This window comes from Streptomyces sp. NPDC051907 (assembly GCF_040681075.1).
GTDB lineage: Bacteria > Actinomycetota > Actinomycetes > Streptomycetales > Streptomycetaceae > Streptomyces.
In genome coordinates, this window is the sequence record NZ_JBFAYB010000018.1 from 15,175 (window position 1) to 33,299 (window position 18,125).

At 72.8% G+C, this 18,125-nt stretch carries 15 protein-coding genes; 10 read left to right on the plus strand and 5 right to left on the minus strand.

Features of this window, described 5'->3' with window-relative positions:
- The first annotated feature begins 17 nt into the window (after positions 1 to 17).
- Together AB0M39_RS13265 and AB0M39_RS13270 are read left to right on the plus strand one after the other, a co-directional pair.
- Positions 18 to 1,208 carry a serine hydrolase domain-containing protein gene (locus tag AB0M39_RS13265; protein WP_365363430.1) on the plus strand — a complete coding sequence of 397 codons (1,191 nt, stop codon included), beginning with the start codon at positions 18 to 20 and terminating at the stop codon, positions 1,206 to 1,208.
- The gene (locus AB0M39_RS13270; RefSeq protein WP_365363432.1) at positions 1,205 to 2,014 is read left to right on the plus strand and encodes an SDR family oxidoreductase; all 810 of its coding nucleotides are present in this window, start codon (positions 1,205 to 1,207) and stop codon (positions 2,012 to 2,014) included. Before AB0M39_RS13265 ends, AB0M39_RS13270 begins: the two co-directional genes overlap by 4 nt.
- 25 nt (positions 2,015 to 2,039) lie before the next feature.
- On the opposite strand, the gene AB0M39_RS13275 is transcribed toward AB0M39_RS13270, so the two are convergent.
- The 5 genes from AB0M39_RS13275 to AB0M39_RS13295 form a co-directional block, all read right to left on the minus strand.
- The gene (locus AB0M39_RS13275; RefSeq protein WP_365363434.1) at positions 2,040 to 2,822 is read right to left on the minus strand and encodes a DUF817 domain-containing protein; all 783 of its coding nucleotides are present in this window, start codon (positions 2,820 to 2,822) and stop codon (positions 2,040 to 2,042) included.
- Positions 2,823 to 2,942: 120 nt separating this feature from the next.
- Positions 2,943 to 3,794 carry a DMT family transporter gene (locus AB0M39_RS13280; protein WP_365363436.1) on the minus strand — a complete coding sequence of 284 codons (852 nt, stop codon included), beginning with the start codon at positions 3,792 to 3,794 and terminating at the stop codon, positions 2,943 to 2,945.
- Entirely contained in the window at positions 3,791 to 4,279 is a 489-nt protein-coding gene (locus tag AB0M39_RS13285; protein ID WP_365363438.1) for a YbaK/EbsC family protein, read from the minus strand. The genes AB0M39_RS13280 and AB0M39_RS13285 overlap by 4 nt, the downstream gene beginning before the upstream one ends.
- A 151-nt stretch (positions 4,280 to 4,430) precedes the next feature.
- The gene (locus AB0M39_RS13290; RefSeq protein WP_365363440.1) at positions 4,431 to 6,074 is read right to left on the minus strand and encodes a penicillin-binding transpeptidase domain-containing protein; all 1,644 of its coding nucleotides are present in this window, start codon (positions 6,072 to 6,074) and stop codon (positions 4,431 to 4,433) included.
- A 161-nt stretch (positions 6,075 to 6,235) separates the two neighbouring features.
- A complete protein-coding gene (locus AB0M39_RS13295; protein WP_365363442.1) occupies positions 6,236 to 7,963 on the minus strand; it encodes a phospholipid carrier-dependent glycosyltransferase in 1,728 nt (575 codons plus the stop codon).
- 53 nt (positions 7,964 to 8,016) lie between these two features.
- Between AB0M39_RS13295 and rsmI the strand changes: the two genes are divergently transcribed.
- The 8 genes from rsmI to AB0M39_RS13335 all read left to right on the plus strand — a co-directional run bounded on the left by rsmI (position 8,017) and on the right by AB0M39_RS13335 (position 18,072).
- Positions 8,017 to 8,904 (plus strand): 16S rRNA (cytidine(1402)-2'-O)-methyltransferase, encoded by an 888-nt coding sequence (rsmI, locus tag AB0M39_RS13300; RefSeq protein WP_365363444.1) that lies wholly within the window; start codon positions 8,017 to 8,019, stop codon positions 8,902 to 8,904.
- 128 nt (positions 8,905 to 9,032) lie between these two features.
- On the plus strand, positions 9,033 to 9,461 hold the full coding sequence (locus tag AB0M39_RS13305) for a hypothetical protein (protein ID WP_365363446.1): 429 nt from the start codon (positions 9,033 to 9,035) through the stop codon (positions 9,459 to 9,461).
- A 50-nt stretch (positions 9,462 to 9,511) separates the two neighbouring features.
- Positions 9,512 to 10,381 (plus strand): TatD family hydrolase, encoded by an 870-nt coding sequence (locus AB0M39_RS13310; RefSeq protein ID WP_365363448.1) that lies wholly within the window; start codon positions 9,512 to 9,514, stop codon positions 10,379 to 10,381.
- A gap of 192 nt (positions 10,382 to 10,573) precedes the next feature.
- The gene (locus AB0M39_RS13315; protein WP_365363450.1) at positions 10,574 to 12,181 is read left to right on the plus strand and encodes a ubiquitin-like domain-containing protein; all 1,608 of its coding nucleotides are present in this window, start codon (positions 10,574 to 10,576) and stop codon (positions 12,179 to 12,181) included.
- Positions 12,178 to 13,035 (plus strand): 16S rRNA (adenine(1518)-N(6)/adenine(1519)-N(6))-dimethyltransferase RsmA, encoded by an 858-nt coding sequence (gene rsmA / locus AB0M39_RS13320; protein ID WP_365363452.1) that lies wholly within the window; start codon positions 12,178 to 12,180, stop codon positions 13,033 to 13,035. The genes AB0M39_RS13315 and rsmA overlap by 4 nt, the downstream gene beginning before the upstream one ends.
- The gene (locus AB0M39_RS13325) at positions 13,032 to 13,925 is read left to right on the plus strand and encodes a 4-(cytidine 5'-diphospho)-2-C-methyl-D-erythritol kinase (protein WP_365363454.1); all 894 of its coding nucleotides are present in this window, start codon (positions 13,032 to 13,034) and stop codon (positions 13,923 to 13,925) included. The genes rsmA and AB0M39_RS13325 overlap by 4 nt, the downstream gene beginning before the upstream one ends.
- A 267-nt stretch (positions 13,926 to 14,192) precedes the next feature.
- Positions 14,193 to 15,998, plus strand: a complete 1,806-nt coding sequence (locus AB0M39_RS13330; protein WP_365363456.1) for an ABC-F family ATP-binding cassette domain-containing protein — start codon at positions 14,193 to 14,195, stop codon at positions 15,996 to 15,998.
- Positions 15,999 to 16,254: 256 nt separating this feature from the next.
- Positions 16,255 to 18,072, plus strand: coding sequence for a PQQ-binding-like beta-propeller repeat protein (locus AB0M39_RS13335; RefSeq protein ID WP_365363458.1), 1,818 nt, complete (start codon positions 16,255 to 16,257; stop codon positions 18,070 to 18,072).
- Positions 18,073 to 18,125 lie beyond the last annotated feature (53 nt).

The following is an 18,125-nucleotide window of genomic DNA, read 5'->3' on the forward strand; positions in this document are numbered from 1 at the left end:
CGTTGCACCATGGGGACATGAGCGGGAGCGGAACAACAGGCACGGCAGACGTCCGGGGCACGGTGGCCGACGGCTTCGAGCCGGTCATGGACGCCTTCATACGCAACTTCGAGCAGCGCGGCGAGCGCGGGGCGGCCGTCGCCGTCTACCGGGACGGGCGCAAGGTCGTCGACCTGTGGGCCGGCGCCCGCAGCGTGGACGGCCCGGAGCCGTGGGCCGTGGACACCGCGCAGGTGGTCCGCTCGGCGACCAAGGGCGTCGCGGCGGCCGTGGTACTCCTGCTCCACCAGCGCGGCCAGATCGACCTGGACGCCCCGGTCGGCACGTACTGGCCGGAGTTCAAGGCGGCCGGCAAGGAGCGCGTGCTCGTACGCCACCTGCTCTCGCACCGCGCCGGGCTGCCGGTCCTGGACCGCCCGCTCACCCCGGCGAAGGCGCAGGACGGCGTCAGCGGCCCGGCCGCGCTCGCCGCGCAGGCGCCCGCCTGGGAGCCGGGCACGGACCACGGCTACCACGCCCAGACCTACAGCTGGCTGCTGAGCGAGCTGGTCCGCCGGGTCACCGGCCGGACCATCGGCCGCTGGACGGCGGACCAGCTCGCCCGCCCGCTCGGCCTGGACTTCTGGATCGGGCTGCCCGAGGACGAGGCCCACCGGGTCGGCCGGATCGGCCCGGTCGAGGAGCCCCCGACGGCGGCGGGCGGCGGGCTGAGGCTGCGGCCCAAGCGCTCGGTCGCCGAGGCGTACAGCGACCCCGACTCCCTCACCCGCCGCGCGTTCGGCGCTATCGACCCGCTGCCCGACGAGAACGACCCCGCCTACCGGGCCGCCGAGCTGCCCGCCTCCAACGGCATCTCCACCGCCCGCGCGCTCGCCCGCTTCTACGCCGCGACGATCGGCCCGGTGGACGACGGTCCCCGGCTGTTCGCCCCGGCCACCCTCACCCTCGCCCGCACCGAGGAGTCCTCGGGACCCGACCGCGTCCTGGTGGTCAACACCCGCTTCGGCCTGGGCTTCATGCTGCACGGACCCGCCTGCCCGCTGCTGGGCCCGGGCTCCTTCGGCCATCCCGGCCGCGGCGGCTCGCTCGGCTTCGCCGACCCCGAGTCGGGCATCGCGCTCGGCTACGCGACCAACGGCATGCGCAAGGGCGTTACCGCCGATCCGAGGGCGCAGGCCCTGATCAGGGCGGTACGTTCGGCCCTATGAGACGTTTCGAGGGCTACGGCGTACTGATCACCGGGGCGGCCCGCGGCATCGGCGAGGCGACAGCCCGCCGGCTCACGGCCGAGGGCGCGCGCGTCCTGGTCGCGGACGTGGACGCCGAGAGCGCGGCGAAGACGGCCGGGACGCTCGAGGGCGCCGAGTCCTTCCGCTGCGATGTGCGCGAGCGCGCGGAGGCCGAGGCGGCCGTCGCGTACGCCGTCGAGCGCTTCGGCTCGCTGGACGTGCTGGTCAACAACGCCTACGCCTGCGACCCGGACGCCTCGCTCTTCGAGGACGAGTCGGACGAGGTCTGGGCGGAGAACCTGGACACCACCTTGACCGGGGCGTTCCGCTGCGCCCGCGCCGCGCTGCCGCATCTGGCCGCCTCCGGGCGCGGCGCGATCGTCAACATCGGCTCCGTCAACGCCGAGCAGTCCTTCGGCAACCACGCCTACAGCGCGGCCAAGGCGGGCCTGGCGTCCCTGACCCGCACGCTGGCGGGCCACGCGGCCGCGCGCGGCGTGCGCGTCAACCAGATCAACCCGGGCACCGTCCGCACCTCGGCCTGGTCGGGGCGGGAGGCGAGCCTCGACGCCGTCAGCCGCGTCTACCCGCTGGGCCGGGTCGGCGAGCCGGAGGACATCGCGTCGGCGGTGGCGTTCCTCGCCTCCGCGGACGCGGCCTGGATCACGGGCACGACGCTGCGCGTGGACGGCGGGCTGACGGCGGTGAACACGGCGTTCAGCCAGGCGGAGAGGGAGGTACGGGCGCAGGCCTCGACTCCGGCCCCGGCTCCGGCGCGCGAGTGAGCGAGCGAGTGGGCCGGCGAGTGGGCTAGCCCGGCGCGGGCGGCGGCGCGGCCGTCCTGCGCTCTCCGGCCGCCAGCACGAAGGTGACGGAGATCAGCAGCGCCCACGCCCCGAACTTCGCCGCCGACACCGGCTGCCAGCCGTCGAGCTGGTCCGGGTAGCTCCAGGCCCCGACATAGGTGGCGATGTTCTCGGCGACCCAGAGGAAGAAGCCGATGAGCACGAAGGACAGGGCCAGCGGCATCCGGTACCGGCTCGGCCCGACCCGGTAGTGCACCCAGGTCCCGGCGGTCGCGCACAGCAGCAGCGCGGCGAGCGCCCAGCGCAGGTCGGGCAGCCAGTGGTGGGTGAAGAAGTTCAGATAGACGGCGCCGGCGAGCACGGCCATGACGCGGGGGCGGTAGCCGTCCACGCGCAGGTCGAACAGGTGCCAGGCGCGGCAGACGTAGCTGCCCACGGCGGCGTACAGAAAGCCTCCGTACAGCGGCACGCCCCCGATCTTCGTCAGGGCCTCCTCGGGGTAGCTCCACGACCCCATCCGCACCTTGACCAGCTCGAAGACCAGCCCGATCAGATGGCAGCCGGCGATCACGGCGGTGTCGCGGGCGCTGTCCCAGCCGAGCTTCCTGGCGAGCACGGCGAGCGCGATCCCGTACAGCAGGACCAGGTCGTAGCGGGCGATGGGCAGCTCCGGCAGCCGGTCCGACACGGCGATCCCGCCGACCAGCGCGAAGGCGAAGGCGCAGCAGCGGGCCTCCAGCCAGCCGAAGCGGAGCAGCTGCTTGGTCCAGAACGTGATCGTCCCCATGGCGGTCAGGACGCGCGAGAGGCCCCCGGCGGTTCGCGCAGGGGTTCGTTCAGGGCTTCGGCCAGGCATTGGAGCAGGCTTCGAGGGCGGGCCTGCGGGCGCGCGGGTCACCGCTCTGCTTCAGCTCGCCCGCAGCATCAGCCCGATGCCCACCACCATCAGCCCCGCCGCGGCGATCCTCGGCGCCCCGAAGCGCTCCTTGAAGAACAGCGCCCCTATCGCCGCGCCCACGATGATCGACGACTCGCGCAGCGCGGCCACCGGCGCGAGCGGCGCGCGGGTCTGGGCCCAGAGCACGAGACCGTACGCCGAGACCGACAGCAGCGCGCCCAGCAGCCCGCGGGCCGCGTGCGGCCGGAGCTGGGCCAGGAGGTCGCCGCGGTGGACGTAGAGCGCGTACGCGGGGATCGCGAGCCCCTCCAGGATCATCAGCCACGCGATGTACCCGAGCGCCGTGCCCGAGGCGCGCACGCCGACCCCGTCGATCACCGTGTACGCGGCGATCGACAGACCCGTCGCGACCGCGGCCAGCAGCGCCGGCCAGTGCGGGCGCGCCCCCGAGCCCCTGATGCCCCACAGCGCGACGCCGACCAGACCGGCCGAGGCGAAGACCACCCCGGTCAGCTGCCAGCCGCTCAGCCGCTCGCCGACGAACACCGTCGCGAGCACGGTCACCGCGAGCGGGGCGGTGCCGCGGGCGATCGGGTACATCTGGCCGAAGTCGCCCAGCGTGAACGACCGCATCAGCAGCGCCTGGTAGCCGACGTGCACCAGCGCGGAGACGATCAGGGCGGGCCAGGCGCCGCCCGCGGGCAGCGGGGCGAAGCAGGCTATGACGCCGCCGATGACCGCCCCTCCGCCGCCGATGAGGGTGAAGGCGACCTTCTGGTCCTCGATGGTGTGGGCGAGGGCGTTCCAGACGGCGTGGGTGACGGCGGCGGCCAGGACCGCCGCGACGACGAGGAGGGTCACGCCGTGCGCTCGCGGACGTCGGCCACCGTGCCGCCGGCGTGCGCGATCAGCGAGGTCGGGTCGAGCGGGAAGACGGTGTGCGGGGTTCCGGCCGCCGCCCACACCACCTCGTGGTCGAGCAGACCGCGGTCGGCCAGCACCCGCGTGCGGGTGAGGTGGCCGAAGGGCGGCACGCCGCCGATCGCGTAGCCGGTCGTCTCGCGCACCAGGGCGGCGTTCGCGCGCCCCACGGACTGGGCGCCCAGCTCCTGCCGTACCCGCTCGACGTCGACCCGCGAGGAGCCGTCCATGAGTACCAGCACCGGCGCCCCGTCGGCCTCGAAGACCAGCGACTTGACGATCTCGCTGACGTCGCAGCCGATCGCGGCGGCGGCCTCGGCGGCGGTGCGGGTGGCGTCGGGGAAACGGCGGACCGGGACGTCGAGGCCCAGCTCGCGCAGCGCCTCGGCGAATCGGGGGTGGGCGTCGGACTGTGGAGTGCTCATGGCCCGCACGCTAGTGGTGTGTGTACGGGCCATGCGAACCATTTCGGCACCTGGACATGCGCGCGTCTCAGCGCGCCACGCCCCTCAGACGCCCCTCAGCGCGCCACGCTCTCAGCACGCCCCTCAGCGCGCCACGCCCCTCAGCACGGTCTCAGCGCCCGTTCAGCACCCGCGCGACGGCCGTGCCCGCCGAGTCGCCGCCGTGCCCGCCCGACTGCACCACCGCGGCCGCTGCCAGGTCGTCGGCGTACCCGGTGAACCAGCTGTTGGAGTCGCCCTGTCCGTCGACCTCGGCGGAGCCGGTCTTCGCGCCCTTGCTCCCGCCGACCGAGGCCATGGCGCGGGCACCCGTGCCCTCGCCCGTCGCCCCGGCGCGCATCAACTGCTGGAGCGCTCCTGCCATGCCCCCCGGGAGCGGGGTGGCGGTGGCCAGCTCGCGGCCGTCCAGGTCCTGGGGCACGATCACCGGCTGGCGGAACGCCCCGCCCTTCACGGTCGCGGCGATGGACGCCATGTTGAGGGCGTTCATCTGGATCCTGCCCTGGCCGATGTACGAGGCCGCGGTCTCCGAGCCCGCCGAGTCCGGCACGGACCCGTCCCGGGTCACGACCCCGGCCTGCCACTCCAGACCGATCCCGAAGTACTTCCGCGCGGTCTCGCCCAGGGCCGTGCCCGAGTCCGCGCCCAGCGGCTTGACCGGCTTGATGAAGGTCGTGTTGCAGGAGCGCGCGAACGCCCGCTGGAGCGTGGTCTGGCCGAGCGAGAAGTCCTTGAGGTTGTGGAAGGTGCGCTCCCAGTCGACCGTCGCCGGACACTCGACGGGCGCGTTCGCCCCCGTGGCCAGCCCCTTGTCCAGCATCATCGCCGACGTCACGATCTTCATTGTGGAGCCCGGCGCCTGGGCGCCCTGGAGCGCGGTGTTGAACTCGGTCACCGGGTTGTTGGCCACCGCCCTGATCCGGCCGCTGCTGGGCTCGACCGCGACCACCGACGCCTTGGCGAACTGCTTGACCGCCTTCTCGGCGGCGTCCTGCGCGCCCGCGTCCAGATAGGTCTGGAGCGTGCCCTCCTTGCCCTTGGCGAGCGTGAGCAGGGTCTGGTCGGGCACGTTCTTGTCGGTCGAGGTGATCGCCAGCTCGACGCCCGGCGTGCCGCCGGCCTTCTCGCCGTACTTCTTGCGCAGGGCGTTGAGCACCGGCTCGAGCGAGGGGTACTTCTGGGCCGTCAGCTCGACGCCGTCCTTGTCGACCGCCTTGATCGGCGGCGCCGAGGCCTTCGCCGTCGTCAGGCTCGCGTTCTTGGCCAGCTTCGGGTGGACGACGGAGCGCTTCCAGTCGACGAGCGCCTTGCCGGTGGTCACCCCGCGCACCACGGTCAGCTCGGAGGCGTACGACAGGGGCTTGCTCGCGCCCTCGTACGAGACGGTCGCCTTCACCGTGAACGGCACCTTGGCGCCGACCGGCGTGCCCGGCGTGATGACGGCCTTCGTGATGTGGGCCTTCTCGCGGAAGCCGGTCAGCAGGGGCTCGGCGTCGACGGCGTTGTTCGTCAGCTGGGCCGCCCGCGGGCCGTTGCCCTCGGCCCAGGCCGCCAGGAACTCCTTGGCGGCGCCCGTTATCTCCTCGGCGCTCGGCGGCCCGGTCCTGCCGGGCGCGGACGCGGTCCTGGCGTCGGCCCCGCCCTTGCCGTCGCCGCCGGTCAGGCCGTTGTACAGGTTGTATCCGCCGTACCCCACCCCGCCGGCGACCACCAGAAAAACGCCGCCGACGACGGCGACTCTCGCTCCGCTGCGCATGCGCAGTTCCCCTCCCCAGGAGCGTTACTTGAACACGTTCAAGTAACAGACCTCGAGAACTCTACGGGACAGGCGTGACAGCGGAGACGGCCGTTATCCGACCGGAATCAACGGAACGGCCGCCTCCGCGCACGCGCTCTGCATCCGTGCGCCCCCGCGCCCTACACCCAGGTGTCGAGCCACATCCGGTTGCGCCAGTCCTCCACCGGAATCGGGGTCCCCGTGTACAGCGGATAGAAGTAGATGAAGTTCCAGATGATCAGCAACACCAGCACGCCCGCGCCGATCGCGCCGATCGCCCGGCGTCTCTCGTCCGAGCCCGGCGGGCCCAGGATCGCCCCGAGCATCATCGCGACCGCCAGACACAGGAACGGGACGAACACCACCGCGTAGAACAGGAAGATCGTCCGTTCCTGGTACAGGAACCAGGGCGCCCAGCCCGCCGCGATCGCGCAGGCGATGGCCCCCGCCCGCCAGTCGCGGCGGAAGAACCAGCGCCACAGGACGTAGCAGATCGCGAAGCACGCGGCCCACCACAGCAGCGGCGTGCCCAGGGCCAGGACCTCCTTGGCGCACTTGCCCGCCGCGTCCGCCGGGCAGCCCTTCTCGCCGGCCTTGGGGTCCTCGTAGAAGTACGAGACCGGGCGGCCCAGGATGATCCAGCTCCACGGGTTGGACTGGTAGGTGTGCCCGGACGTCAGATTGACGTGGAACTCGTAGACCTCGGTCTCGTAGTGCCACAGGCTGCGCCACCAGTCCGGGAACAGCCAGCTCCAGCTGCTCTCCTTGCCCGGGCCCGTCGTCGCCCAGTCGCGGAAGTACCCCTTGCTCGTGACGATCCAGCCGGTCCACGAGGCGATGTACGTGCCGATGGCCACCGGCACCGTCGAGACGAAGGCCGGCACGAGGTCCCGCTTCAGCACCGCCATATACGGCCGCACCGCGCCCGCCGTGCGCCGCGCGCCGACGTCCCACAGCACCGTCATCAGACCGAAGGCGGCCATCACATACAGGCCGTTCCACTTCGTGCCCGCCGCCAGGCCCAGCATCAGACCCGCCGCCAGCCGCCAGGGCCGCCAGCCCAGTCGCAGCGTCTCGGCGACCGCCGCGTCCGGCCGCAGAACCCCGCCCTCGTCCACCGGGAGCGCCGCCGCCAGCCGGCGCCGCGCCCAGTCCCGGTCGACGACCAGACACCCGAACGCCGCCAGCACGAAGAACATCAGCACCTGGTCGAGCAGCGCCGTGCGGCTCATCACGAAGTGCAGCCCGTCGAAGGCGAGCAGCACGCCCGCCACACAGCCCAGGAACGTCGAGCGGAACAGCCTCCGGCCGATCCGGCACAGCATCAGCACCGACAGCGTGCCGAGCACCGCGACCATCAGCCGCCAGCCGAAGGGCGTGAAGCCCGCCAGCTGCTCGCCGAGGCCGATGACCCACTTGCCGACCGGCGGATGCACCACATAGCCCGGGTCCGTGGGGATCGGCACGGACGACGGGTCCCTGAGGATGTCCTGGTCGACGTCCTTGGGCCAACTGCCCTCGTAGCCCTGGTTGATCAGAGCCCAGGCGTCCTTGGCGTAGTACGTCTCGTCGAATATCACGGCATGCGGCTTGTCCAGGTTCCAGAACCGCAGCACGCCCGCGACCAGCGCCACCAGCAGCGGACCGCCCCACGTGGACAGCTTCAGCAGCCGGCCGGCCAGCACCGGCAGGATGCCGAGCACCGGCCACAGCCGGTCGGAGGGACGGGTGAAGGGCGGCGTCAGACGCTCCCGCAGCCCGATCACGGGCCGGGGCGCATACCCGAATCTGCGCAGCCGCTGCTGCCAGCCGGGCGGCTGATCCTCGGGGGCCTTGCCCTGCACGGTCTCTGGCGCGGTACTGGTCACCGCGCCATCGTAGGGAACGCGACTGTGCGAGTCGTGCCGCCGGTGCTGCGAGGATGGCGTACGTGACTGGAACGCTGGTACTCGCAGGGACCCCAATCGGCGATGTGGCGGACGCGCCGCCCCGGCTCGCCGCCGAGCTGGAGCGGGCCGACGTCGTGGCCGCGGAGGACACCCGGCGGCTGCGCCGGCTCACCCAGGCGCTGGGGGTGCACACCCAGGGGCGTGTCGTGTCGTACTTCGAGGGCAACGAGTCCGCCCGGACGCCCGAGCTCGTCGAGGCCCTCGCCGGCGGCGCGCGCGTGCTGCTGGTCACCGACGCCGGCATGCCCTCCGTCTCCGACCCCGGCTACCGTCTGGTCGCCGCCGCCGTCGAGAAGGACATCAAGGTCACCGCCGTCCCCGGCCCCTCCGCGGTGCTGACCGCGCTCGCCCTGTCCGGGCTGCCCGTGGACCGCTTCTGCTTCGAGGGCTTCCTGCCCCGCAAGGCCGGCGAGCGGCTCGGCCGGCTCCGCGAGGTCGCCGAGGAGCGCAGGACCCTCGTCTACTTCGAGGCCCCGCACCGGCTCGACGACACGCTCGCCGCGATGGCCGAGGTCTTCGGGCCCGAGCGCCGCGCCGCCGTGTGCCGCGAGCTGACGAAGACGTACGAGGAGGTCAAGCGCGGGCCGCTGGCCCAGCTGGCCGAGTGGGCCGCGGAGGGCGTGCGCGGCGAGATCACCGTCGTCGTCGAGGGCGCGCCCGAGCCGGGGCCCGGCGATCTCGACCCCGCCGAGCTGGTGCGCAGGGTGCGGGTGCGCGAGGAGGCGGGGGAGCGGCGCAAGGAGGCGATCGCCGCGGTCGCGGCCGAGGCGGGGGTGCCCAAAAGAGAGGTGTTCGATGCCGTCGTGGCGGCAAAGAATGCGGCTCGGCCGGTCCCCGCCGACGGTAAAGGACTATCGTAAAAGGCAAAGCGCAGACCGTGTCCTGGGCCTTTCTGCATGGGAAGACCAAAGACCAATCCAATATTCGACAGGCGCTGATGCGCTCCCGCCCGAAGAGGCGTCCACTGGGTCAGTGGAGAGGAGCAGGCATGAGTGAGATCACAGGCCCCGCCAAGGCCCACGAGGCATACGCCTTCGCCTGCATGCGCTGCGGGCACGGCTGGGAGCAGTCTTACGAGATCGAGCACCACCACGACGCCTCGGGCCAGGAATTCGTCGTGTACAAGGCGGACGGTGAGCGGGTGCCCTCCCCGCTGTCGAGTCCGACCTGCATCAACTGCGGCGGGCACGTCGTCCGGATCATGCGGTCCGGTCAGGTCTCCTCCGTGCGCGACCTGATGCTGGGCCCCGACACGTTCCCGGCGAAGGCGGCGAAGAAGCCCGCGAAGGCCGTGGCGGCTGAGGCCACGGCGGCGCCGGGCGCGCCATCCGTCGGCGCCGAGGAGGCCGAGAGCGAAGGGGAGCCCTCCCGCCACTGGCACCTCTCCGATCTGCTGCATCCCTTCCACCGCAAGTGAGGGCATGGGCGCGGGACTCGTAGCCGCAGGAGCCTCGTAGGATCGCGCCCATGAGTTCGAAGTCCGCCCCGCCGCCGCTGCCCGAACCGCTCGGAGTGCCGGTCGCCGACTCGCACACCCACCTGGACATGCAGGAGGGCACCGTCGAGGAGGCGCTGGCCAGGGCCGCCGCGGTGGGAGTGACCGCCGTCGTCCAGGTGGGCTGCGACATCAAGGGCTCACGCTGGGCCGCCGAGACGGCCGCCGCGCACGAGAGCGTGCACGCGGCGGTCGCCCTGCACCCCAACGAGGCGCCGCGCATCGTCCTGGGCGACCCCGACGGGTGGTCCCGGCAGGGCGCGCGCGAGGGAGGCGGCGACGCGGCGCTCGACGACGCCCTCGCCGAGATCGACCGGCTGGCCGCCCTGCCGCAGGTGCGGGCGGTCGGCGAGACCGGGCTGGACTACTTCCGCACCGGACCCGAGGGCATGGCCGCCCAGGAGCGCTCCTTCCGCGCCCATATCGAGATCGCCAAACGGCACGGCAAGGCCTTGGTCATCCACGACCGCGAGGCCCACGCCGACGTGCTGCGCGTCCTCGCCGAGGAAGGGGCGCCCGAGCGCACCGTGTTCCACTGCTACTCCGGCGACGCGGAGATGGCGCGGGTCTGCGCGGACGCCGGCTACTACATGTCCTTCGCGGGCAATGTGACCTTCAAGAACGCGCAGCCGCTGCGCGACGCCCTCGCCGTCGCCCCGGCCGAACTCGTCCTGGTCGAGACGGACGCGCCTTTTCTCACGCCCGCGCCTTACCGCGGACGGCCTAATGCGCCGTATCTCATTCCGGTCACGCTGCGCGCCATGGCGGCGGTGAAGGGCCTCCACGAGGACACCCTGGCCGCGGCGATCTCCGCCAATACGGCCGCCGCATTCGGTTACTGAGCAATACCCGCCGACAGACGCAGACGCACGCAGCCGCACGCCGACGCACGCAGACGGCTCAACGGCCCGGCTGGGCGCAGGGTAGCGTCGCGACACTCGGTAGTCGAGTCGCTTTGGAGAGTGACCACAGCTCCGCTAGTGTCCCGGCCCGCAACGCCATCGGGCGGACCGGACCGGACCTTACGGAGCGTCGTGAGCAATTCGCAGGGCAGTCACCGTGCCGTGCGCGGCGGGCCCACGCCCGCCGCCGCGTACACGGCCGAGCCGGATCCGTACGAGACGCCGACCCTGTACGAGACGCCGACCCTGTACGACAGCCGCGAGAGCGCCGAGCCCCCCGAGAGCACCGCGGGCTGGGACGGCTACGGAGGCTGGCACGACGGCGAGGGCTATGGCGCCCACGAGTACTACGGCGGCGACGGCTACGACCCCCGGGAGGGCTACACCCTGACCCTCCACGACGCCTACGACCCCCGCGGCGGCTACACGCCGACCCTCCATGACGTCCACGGCATCGGCGAGCCGCTGTTGCCCCGCCAGAGCGCGCCCGTCCAGCCGCCCACCGTCGCGATGCCCGCCGCCGCGCCGCCCACCGTCGCGATGCCTGCCGTGGCACCGACCACCGTCGCGATGCCCGCTGCCCCGCCGCTCTCCGCCGGGCGGGCCGAGGTCCGGCGGGCCGGACGCCGCCGCAAGGCCGCCGGGCGGCCCGACGTCCTGCGCCGCCTTCTCCCGCAGGCGCTCGTCGTCGTCTTCCTGGCCGGCGGCACCTCGGCGTTCGTCGCCAGCGACAAGGCCGTCCGGCTCACCGTCGACGGCGTGCCCCGCTCCATGCACACCTTCGCCGACAGCGTGGACGAGCTCCTGGAGGACGAGGGCCTCACCCTCACCGCGCACGACGTCGTCGCCCCGGCTCCCGGCGTGCCCCTGGCCAGCGGAGACGAGATCGTCCTGCGGTACGGCAGGCCGCTCGCCCTCACCCTGGACGGGCAGCCCCGCCGGCTGTGGACCACCGCGCGCACCGTCGACGGCGCGCTGCGCCTGCTCGGGGTGCGGGCCGAGGGCGCGTATCTGTCCGTCCCCCGCACCGCGCCCATCTCCCGCAAGGGCCTCGTCCTGGACGTGCGGACCGAGCGGACGGTGACGTTCATGGCCGACGGGCGCGAGCGGACCATCCGCACGAACGCGGCGACGGTCGGCGAGGCACTGGGGGAGGCGGGCATCGCCCTGCACGGACAGGACACCACCTCCGTGCCGCCCGACAGCTTCCCGCGCGACGGCCAGACGATCACGGTCATGCGGATCACCGGCAGCAGGGAGGTCCGCGAGCAGCTCATCGCGTACGACGTGGTGAAGAGCAGCGACTCGTCCCTGTTCGCCGGCACCGAGGTCGTCGTGCGCCAGGGGGCGCCGGGCGTGCGCCGGGTCACCTACGCGCTGCGATCCGTCAACGGCGTGCAGGAGAAGCCGCGGAAGATCGACGAGGAGGTCGTGCGCGAGCCGGTCACCCAGCAGGTGCGGGTGGGCACCATGCCGCTGCCGGGCTCCGTCGCCGGCGCCGACGGGCTGAACTGGAGCGGACTGGCGCACTGCGAGTCCGGCGGCCGGCCCCGCGCGGTCGATCCGTCGGGGAACTACGGCGGGCTGTACCAGTTCGACACCGGGACCTGGCGGGCGCTCGGCGGCACGGGCCGGCCGCAGGACGCGCCCGCGGCGGAGCAGACGTACCGGGCGAAGAAGCTCTTCGTGCAGCGGGGGGCGAGTCCGTGGCCGCACTGCGGCCGTAGGCTGTATCGGTGAGCACCACTGAGCCCGACGCACTCCTCGGCCCCGCCGACATCCGTGAACTGGCCGCAGCGCTGGGCGTACGCCCCACCAAGCAGCGCGGCCAGAACTTCGTCATCGACGCCAACACGGTCCGCAGGATCGTGCGGACGGCCCAGGTGCGGGAGGACGACGTCGTCGTCGAGATCGGCCCCGGGCTCGGGTCGCTGACCCTCGCCCTGCTGGAGGCCGCCGACCGGGTCGTCGCGGTGGAGATCGACGACGTGCTCGCGGGCGCGCTGCCGTCGACGATCTCGCAGCGGATGCCGGGCCGCGCCGAGCGCTTCTCGCTGGTGCACTCCGACGCCATGCATGTGCGGGAGCTGCCCGGCCCGGAGCCGACGGCGCTGGTCGCCAACCTTCCGTACAACGTCGCCGTACCGGTCCTGCTGCACATGCTGGACCGCTTCCCGACGATCGAGCGCACCCTGGTGATGGTCCAGGCGGAGGTCGCCGACCGGCTGGCCGCGAGCCCGGGGAACAAGGTCTACGGCGTGCCCTCGGTGAAGGCGAACTGGTACGCGGAGGTGAAGCGGGCCGGCTCGATCGGGCGCAACGTCTTCTGGCCCGCGCCGAACGTCGACTCCGGCCTGGTGTCGCTGGTGCGCCGCGAGCCTCCCCGGACGACGGCGACGAAGGCGGAGGTCTTCGCGGTCGTCGACGCGGCGTTCGCACAGCGCCGCAAGACGCTGCGGGCCGCGCTCGCCGGCTGGGCGGGCTCGCCGGCCGAGGCGGAGAAGGCGCTGGTGGCGGCGGGCGTCTCGCCGCAGGCACGGGGAGAGGCGCTGACGGTGGAGGAGTTCGCGCGGATCGCGGAGGCCAAGGCGTGAGCGTGACGGTACGGGTTCCGGCGAAGGTCAACGTCCAGCTCGCGGTGGGAGGCGCCAGGCCCGACGGCTTCCACGACCTGGCGAACGTCTTCCTCGCCGTCGGGCTCTACGACGAGGTGACGGTCAGCGCGGCGCCCTCGTTGACGGTCACCTGCTCGGGGCCGGACGCCGCGCAGGTCCCGCTGGACCGCACGAACCTGGCGGCGCGGGCGGCCGAGCTGCTGGCGGCCCGCCACGGCCTGTCGCCGGACGTCCATATCCACATCGACAAGGACATCCCGGTGGCCGGCGGCATGGCGGGCGGCAGCGCGGACGGCGCGGGCGCCCTGCTGGCCTGCGACGCGCTGTGGGGCCTGGGTTCCTCCCGCGCCGAGCTGCTGTCGATCTGCGCGGAGCTGGGCAGCGACGTGCCGTTCAGCCTGGTCGGCGGCGCGGCTCTGGGCACCGGCCGGGGCGAGCGGCTGACCGAGCTGGCCGTCGGCGGCGACTTCCACTGGGTCTTCGCGGTCGCGGACGGCGGCCTGTCGACGCCCGCGGTGTACGGCGAGTTCGACCGGCTCAACGCATCCGTCGCGGTCCCCGCGCCGACCGCCTCCCCGGCGCTGCTGGAGGCCCTGCGCACGGGCGAGGCCACGGCGCTCGCGGGCGCGCTCGCCAACGACCTCCAGCCGGCCGCGCTCTCCCTGCGCCCGTCGCTGTCCGCCACGCTCGCGGCGGGCATGTCGGCCGGGGCGCTGGCGGGCATCGTCTCGGGCTCCGGCCCGACGACCGCGTTCCTGGCGAAGGACGCGGACGGCGCTGCCTCGATCGCGGAGTCCCTGACGGCTTCCGGCACCTGCCGGGCGGCCCGCCCGACGTCCTCCCCGGCGCGGGGCGCGACGGTCCTCTAGGTCGCGGAGCAGACGACCCGGCCGCCGGTCGCGCGGCCTGTGCGGGCGACCCGCGGGGCGCTGCCCCGGACCCCGCGCCTCAAACGCCGGCGGGGCTTGGTTTGCCCGGCCCCACCGACCCCGCGACGCGGCGGCCCCCGGCCTCCCCCAGCCGGTCGCGACCGGACCCCGCAGCCGCCCCCGTGCCCGCAGGACGGCTGCCCGTCGGGCGACCCGCTCGCGGCGACTAGGCTGGGACGTCGATCCTTCCCGCCGTACAGGAGTGAAATGGCCGTCAATCTGGTCAATGTCGAGGCAGTCAGCAAGGTGTACGGCACCCGTGCGCTGCTCGACGGAGTCTCCCTCGGCGTCTCCGAAGGCGACCGCATCGGCGTCGTCGGCCGCAACGGCGACGGCAAGACCACCCTCATCCGGCTGCTCGCCAAGCTGGAGGACCCCGACACCGGCCGGGTCACCCAGAGCGGCGGGCTGCGGCTCGGCGTGCTGACCCAGCACGACTCCCTCGACCCGGCCGCGACCGTCCGGCACGAGATCATCGGCGACCTCGCCGACCACGAGTGGGCGGGGAACGCCCGCATCCGCGACATCCTCACCGGCCTCTTCGGCGATCTGCACCTGCCGGGCTTCCCGGAGGGCCTCGACACCGTCATCGGCCCGCTCTCCGGCGGCGAGCGCCGCCGTATCGCGCTCGCCAAGCTGCTCATCGCCGAGCAGGACCTGATCGTCCTGGACGAGCCCACCAACCACCTCGACGTCGAGGGCATCGCCTGGCTGGCCCGCCACCTCCAGGAGCGCCGCTCCGCGCTCGTCTGCGTCACCCACGACCGGTGGTTCCTGGACCAGGTCTGCACCCGGATGTGGGACGTCCAGCGCGGTGCGGTGTACGAGTACGAGGGCGGCTACAGCGACTACGTCTTCGCGCGCGCCGAGCGCGAGCGCATCGCGGCGACGGAGGAGACCAAGCGGCAGAACCTGGTCCGCAAGGAGCTCGCGTGGCTGCGCCGCGGCGCGCCCGCCCGCACCTCCAAGCCCCGCTACCGCATCGAGGCCGCCAACGAGCTGATCGCCGACGTGCCGCCGCCGCGCGACACCTCCGAGCTGATGAAGTTCGCCAACGCCCGCCTGGGCAAGACCGTCTTCGACCTGGAGGACGTCACCGTCCAGGCCGGCCCCAAGACGCTGCTCAAGCACCTCACCTGGCAGCTCGGCCCCGGCGACCGGATCGGCCTGGTCGGCGTCAACGGCGCGGGCAAGACCTCGCTGCTGCGCGCGCTCGCCGAGGCGGCCCGCACCCAGGGCGAGACCCAGCCCGCCGCGGGGAAGATCGTCGTCGGCAGGACCGTGAAGCTGGCCTACCTCTCCCAGGAGGTCGGCGAACTCGACCCCGCCCTGCGGGTGCTGGAGGCCGTGCAGCGGGTCCGTGACCGGGTCGACCTCGGCAAGGGCCGGGAGATGACGGCGGGTCAGCTCTGCGAGCAGTTCGGCTTCTCCAAGGACAAGCAGTGGACGCCGGTCGGCGACCTCTCCGGCGGCGAGCGCCGGCGACTGCAGATCCTGCGGCTGCTGATGGACGAGCCGAACGTCCTCTTCCTCGACGAGCCCACCAACGACCTCGACATCGAGACGCTGACCCAGCTGGAGGACCTCCTCGACGGCTGGCCCGGCTCGATGGTCGTCATCTCCCACGACCGGTTCTTCATCGAGCGGACGACGGACCGTACGTACGCGCTGCTCGGCGACGCGGCGCTGCGGATGCTGCCGCGCGGCATCGACGAGTACCTGGAGCGCAGGCGGCGGGTCGTCGAGGCCGCGGCGCCGGCGCCGGCCGCCGCCGCTCCCGCGGCGACGGGCGAGAAGTCCTCCGCCGACGCACGCGCGGCGAAGAAGGAGCTCCAGAAGATCGAGCGGCAGCTCGACAAGCTCTCCGAGAAGGAGAGCAAACTGCACGGCCAAATCGCCGATAACGCCACGGATTTCGAGAAGGTGGCGAAACTGGACGCGCAGCTCCGCGAACTCGGCGGGGAACGCGAGGAGTTGGAGATGCGGTGGCTGGAGCTCGCCGAGGACGCGTAATTCTGCGGCCTTCCCAACAACGGTAGAGAAGCCGTGGAGAGCGGGTAACGAGGGCATCACGGGCCGGTCCTCCCTTGGGAACAGGGGCGGACCGGCCCCCCTTGCATTGGGGCCCGAGTGATAGAAAGAAGCCCCGCTCCACTGACGTAACGCTGCGAAATCCACGCCTGATTCGCTCCTTTCCGGGGGCAACCGTCCACGGAAAAGCGGGGGAGACCGGTCGGGCCGTGGGGACCGCACGAAGGGGGATGCGCTGATGACTCAGCCGCCCAGCCAGCAACCGCCGGGAGGCTTCGGCGCCCCGCAGGACTCGCCCCACGGAGTCCCCCAGCCGCCCGCACAGCCGCCCCAGGCGCCGCCGGCCCCGCAGGGGCCCCCGCCGCAGATGCCGCCCACGCCGCCGCCCGCCGCGCCGGCCCAGGGCGCTCCGGCGGGCTACGGCTACCCGCAGCAGCCCGGCGCCCAGCCCCAGCCGGGCTACGGCTATCCGCAGCAGGCCCCCGGCCAGCCGGGGCCGTACGCGCAGCAGCCGGGCCCGTACGCCCAGCAGCCCGGCCCCTACAGCGGCTACCCGACCCAGCCGCAGTACCCCGGCGCGCCCACCCCGCCGCCGTCCGGCGGCAGCGGAGGCTTCTTCAAGGGCAAGACCGCGGTCGTCATCGGCGCGGCCGTCGCGGCGCTGCTCGTCATCGGCGGCGGGACCTACTTCGTGCTCAGCGGCGGCGAGGACGACAAGAAGGACGACAAGAACGTCTCCAAGAGCGAGGACCCCAAGCCGACCGGCTCGGAGTCGATCGACCAGGGCGACGGCGAGGGCACCGGCCGCGAGGGCAACGACGACCTCAACGCCGGTCGCAAGCCCGGCGAGTCGAAGGCGCTCTTCCTGATCCAGAACGACGTCGACCTGCCGCGCGGCGGCGCCAGCCAGTTCGGCCCGTGGGTCGTCGGCGACACTGTCGTCAAGGCCATGTACCGCGAGGTCACCGGGTACTCGGTGACCGACGGCAAGAAGAAGTGGAGCGTGCCGTTCCCCACTGACGTCTGCTCCGCGGCGACGAACCCCACTCAGGACGGCAAGATCGTCTTCGGCCTCAAGGACGGACTCACCGACCGGGCCGACTGCCAGAACCTCCAGATGGTCGACCTCGCGTCCGGCAAGGCGGGCTGGAAGTCCGCGATCCCCAAGGGCACCGGGTTCGCCTCGATGTCCGACTTCACCCTGTCGATCAGCGGCAACACGCTGGCGGCGGGCGGCACCGGGAACTCGTACGGCTTCTCGATGGCCGACGGCAAGCAGATCTTCAAGGGCCCCACGAGCGGCTGCAAGCCGTTCGCCTTCGCCGGCGGCCCCAGGCTGCTCGCCGCGGCCAGCTGCCCCACCTCGGACTTCGACAAGCCCAAGCACCAGCTGTCCGAGGTCGACCCGGCCACCGGCAAGCCCAAGTGGACGTACAAGGCCCCCGAGGGCTGGGAGATCGACAAGGTCTTCTCGGCGAGCCCCGTGGTCGTCTCGCTCACGCAGCGCAAGCCCGAGAAGAAGTGGACGATCATCGCGCTCGACGACAGCGGCAAGCTGCGCTCGACGATCGACGGCGGCAAGGACAAGTTCGCCCCCCGCTGCGGCGGCGCGTTCGTGGTCTTCGGCCAGAACCTCGAGGGCTGCAGCGGCGTCGCCGCCGGCGGGGACACGTTCTACATGTCCACTGAGCCCGACACCGTCCGCAGCCCCAACCACGTCGTCGCCTTCGACCTGAAGACCGGCAAGGAGAAGTGGCGTTCGGCCTCCGGCGGCGAGCGCGGCATGACCGTGCTGGGCATGGAGGGCGAGGAGGTCCTCGTCTACAAGGACGCCTCGTACGACAAGGGCGGCGAGGTCGCCTCGATCGCGCCGACCGGCGGCGAGCCCAAGTCGATCCTCAAGCACCCCGCCTCCACCGCGGAGATCGAGAGCTCCTTCTTCACTTCGAAGACGGCGTACGCGGACGGCCGTTTCTTCCTCCTCAGCGGGCGCGTGAGCGCCGGCAACGACGCGGAGGAGAAGAAGACGAAGACCATGATGGCCTTCGGCAAGTGACCGCGCTCCCCGGCCCGTCAGGGCCGGGGCCTCGCCCTTCTCCCGTCGACTCT